This window comes from Blautia sp. CAG:237 (assembly GCF_000436615.1).
GTDB lineage: Bacteria > Bacillota > Clostridia > Lachnospirales > Lachnospiraceae > Blautia_A > Blautia_A intestinihominis.
On sequence record NZ_FR886665.1, the window covers coordinates 1 to 3,323 of the forward strand.

Here is a 3,323-nt window from a genome sequence, read left to right on the forward strand (position 1 = left end):
GCAGAGGTAGGAGAATTCTTGTTATATATTATGTTAAATTCTCATCATCTCCGACATGATACATGCCCCGGAAGCACCGCAGTCCATTACTTCCTGTATCTGTCTGGTTCCTGCGTGGATGCCGCCGATCGCATATACCGGGATCGTTACGGCATTGCAGATTTCTCGCAGGAAGTCTAATCCCCGTGGCGGCAGGCCTTTCTTGCAGTCGGTAGTGTAGATATGCCCTGCTGTCAGATAGGTTGCTCCGAGTTTCTGTGCTTCTTTTGCTTCCTCTACAGAGTGTACAGAACATCCCACTGCCAGAAAATCACCTGGATTTTCGCTGTTTTCTCTGAGAAGAAACAGAGGCAGATGAATATATGGATGCTGCAATTTTCTCGCTGTTTCCAGATATGTATGAAGCATACATGGAACCTGATATTGTTTACATAATGTCAGAATCTGTACTGCCAATTCTGCATATTCTTCCTCAGAAAGATCCTTTTCTCTGAGGATCACAGCCCTGGGATGGAGTTTACAGACACGTTCCATCTGTTCCAGGAACGGTCTGCTGCTCAGTTTGCGGTTTGTCACTGCAATGACATTTTTATATTCTTCTTTATAAATAGACATAATCATTCATGACCGGCTGGAGCTGGTGATCCAAAAGTGCCTGATATACTTCATCTACAGACCTTCCGTCTGAGATCTCAAACTGGTCATCTCCTTTGTCTTCAATATCGTCTACGTGGCTTCCGATTCCTGTGCTGACGCCTGCTGAGATCTTGGTTGCAGCGATATTTACCAGATTGTCTCTTACTCTCTCGCACTCTCTTGTGGACACAGTAATGCTCGCGAATGGCATAAACAGACGGTATGCACAGACAACCTGGAGAAGCTGTGGTTCATGTACATCCATCGGGTTGATCCTGTCATTATTGATGATCGGACGAAGTCTCGGGCAGGAAAAAGCAATCTCTGCATGAGGGTATTTTCTCTGGAGCAGCCATGCATGATAGCCTGTCGCAAATGCATCCTTACGGAAATCGTCCAGACCGAGAAGTGCTGCAAATCCTACACCTCTCATGCCGCCTTTCAGCGCACGTTCCTGTGCGTTCAAGCGGTACGGGAAGATTCGTTTGTGACCTGCAAGATGAAGTGTTTCATACTTGTCTGAGTTGTACGTTTCCTGGAAAACTGTTACATAATCCGCACCGCATTCATGCAGATAATGATACTCGTCAGAGTTCATCGGATAAACTTCCAGACCGATGACCTTAAAATATTTTCGTGCGATCTTACATGCTTCTCCAATGTATTTCACATCAGATTTCGCTCTGCTCTCACCTGTCAGGATCAGGATTTCCTGCAATCCTGTTTTGGAGATCGCTTCCATTTCTTTTTCGATCTCTTCTGCATTTAACTGGGCCCTGCGAATCTTGTTGTGGCAGTTGAAACCACAGTAGATGCAATAGTTTTCACAGTAATTCGCGATGTAAATTGGTGTAAACATATATACACTATTGCCAAAATGTTTCCTTGTCTCTACTCTCGCCGCCTGTGCGATCTCCTCCAGAAGAGGAAGTGCTGCCGGGGAAAGAAGTGCCTGAAAATCTTCGATCGTGCGGTTGTCATGTTCCAGTGCCCTGCGGACATCTTTCTCTGTATACTGGTCATAATCGTAGGCATTCATTGCGGTAATGACCTTTTCCATAACATCTGATTCTTCCATTGTTTCCATGCCCGGAAGATACTTCATATGATCGATACGGTTCTTTTTCATATCCTCAAGGATCACTTCATTGACGATGCTTTCATTGAAATGTCCTCCATGATTTGCTGCTGTATTCTCTGCCATTTTATTCTGTCCTCCGTTCCTTAGTCATGCAGAAATCCTGTCAGTGGTGATGACGCGCTGGCACCTTTTTCCAGAGTACGTCCCAGTCCGGAAAGGTATGCGCTGCGGCCTGCTTCGATTGCTTTTTTGAACGCTTCTGCCATTGCCTCTACATCTCCGGCAGTTGCGATCGCGGTATTTGCCATGACCGCGGAAGCTCCCATTTCCATTGCTTCACATGCCTGAGAAGGTCTGCCGATTCCTGCATCTACGATGATCGGAAGGTCAATCTCATCGATCAGGATCTGGATAAATTCTTTGGTACAGATGCCTTTGTTGGAACCGATCGGAGAGCCAAGAGGCATAACGCAGGCAGCTCCGGCGTTTACCAGATCTCTTGCTGCGTTCAGATCCGGGTACATATATGGCATAACTACGAAGCCTTCTTTTGCAAGGATTTCTGTCGCTTTAATGGTTTCATAGTTGTCCGGAAGAAGATATTTGGAATCATGGATGACTTCAATCTTTACGAAATCTCCACAGCCAAGTTCACGGGAAAGTCTTGCGATACGGACTGCTTCTTCGGCATTTCTCGCACCGGAAGTGTTTGGAAGAAGTGTTACATTATCTGGAATATAGTCCAGGATATTCGCAAGTCCGCCTTCGTTTGCACGGCGCAGTGCAAGTGTGATGATCTGTGCCTCTGCTTTTTCGATGCAGGCTTTTACCAGATCCAGTGAAAATTTACCGGAGCCAAGGATAAAACGTGAGGTAAATTCGTGTCCTCCAAGAACCAGTTTATCCTCATTTTTGCCGCTTCCGCCGCCCATAAAACTTACGATTTCCATAACATCGCCCTCCTTCAAAATGGTTGTTCCATATAATTCTCTTGCAAGTATTTTGTCGTTTAATTCAATTGCTACCTGAACCGGTACGTACTTGTTTGTCTCCAGATATTCTGTGACTGATAATGGTTTCTCAAGTGTTTTTTCTACTCCGTTTACTGTGATCATATTTGTCCTCCTGTGCTGTGGCGATACATTGGTAATAAGATACCTACAAATTCGAGCATCTTATCCTGCAAGCAGGAACGATGTTCGAGTTTTGAAGCCTTGGTATCAAAAAAGAGTTCACGAAGCAATACACCCGCGGTGGTGCACCCCTTCATGAACTCTGTTCACTCTCATTTGTATCGCTATGAAATTGTGTTCCTGTTCAGATATGAAACGAATCAGCGGACGCGCCACTGGTGTTCTCTCGATATGTAATACAAAAAAGGAGACGCCACAAGGCATCTCCCGTAATATCCACATACGTTCACATTCCTACGTTGGCATTATCCAAATCAGGTATAAGGGTCGAAGTTAATTACTTCCTCTCAGCCTGCCAGTACAAGCTCCCCTGCTTATTTACAAAGCTTAGTATATGCCGAAATCATGTCCCTGTCAAGCCAGGATTTTCACATATTAACTTTAGTAGAGTAGGCGGATGAAAATTTCATCCG

The 3,323-nt window shown here is 45.1% G+C and carries 3 protein-coding genes and 1 riboswitch; all 3 genes read right to left on the reverse strand.

Annotated elements, in window-relative coordinates:
* Window positions 1-33 precede the first annotated feature (33 nt).
* The 3 genes from QZL69_RS01160 to thiS are packed head-to-tail and all read right to left on the reverse strand — an operon-like array spanning window position 34 to window position 2,832.
* The gene (locus tag QZL69_RS01160; protein ID WP_022213398.1) at window positions 34-621 is read right to left on the reverse strand and encodes a thiamine phosphate synthase; all 588 of its coding nucleotides are present in this window, start codon (window positions 619-621) and stop codon (window positions 34-36) included.
* The gene (thiH, locus tag QZL69_RS01165) at window positions 602-1,840 is read right to left on the reverse strand and encodes a 2-iminoacetate synthase ThiH (protein WP_022213399.1); all 1,239 of its coding nucleotides are present in this window, start codon (window positions 1,838-1,840) and stop codon (window positions 602-604) included. Before thiH ends, QZL69_RS01160 begins: the two co-directional genes overlap by 20 nt.
* Window positions 1,841-1,860: 20 nt before the next feature.
* Window positions 1,861-2,832: a sulfur carrier protein ThiS gene (gene thiS, locus QZL69_RS01170; RefSeq protein ID WP_022213400.1), complete on the reverse strand. Its 972-nt coding sequence runs from the start codon at window positions 2,830-2,832 to the stop codon at window positions 1,861-1,863.
* A 291-nt stretch (window positions 2,833-3,123) separates the two neighbouring features.
* A riboswitch (TPP riboswitch) is annotated at window positions 3,124-3,232 on the reverse strand.
* Window positions 3,233-3,323 lie beyond the last annotated feature (91 nt).

What these genes read in the sequence shown, in the direction of transcription:
- QZL69_RS01160 (WP_022213398.1), bottom strand. Translation starts at nt 621, where the DNA reads ATGATTATGTCTATTTATAAAGAAGAATATAAAAATGTCATTGCAGTG.
- thiH (WP_022213399.1), bottom strand. Translation starts at nt 1,840, where the DNA reads ATGGCAGAGAATACAGCAGCAAATCATGGAGGACATTTCAATGAAAGC.
- thiS (WP_022213400.1), bottom strand. Translation starts at nt 2,832, where the DNA reads ATGATCACAGTAAACGGAGTAGAAAAAACACTTGAGAAACCATTATCA.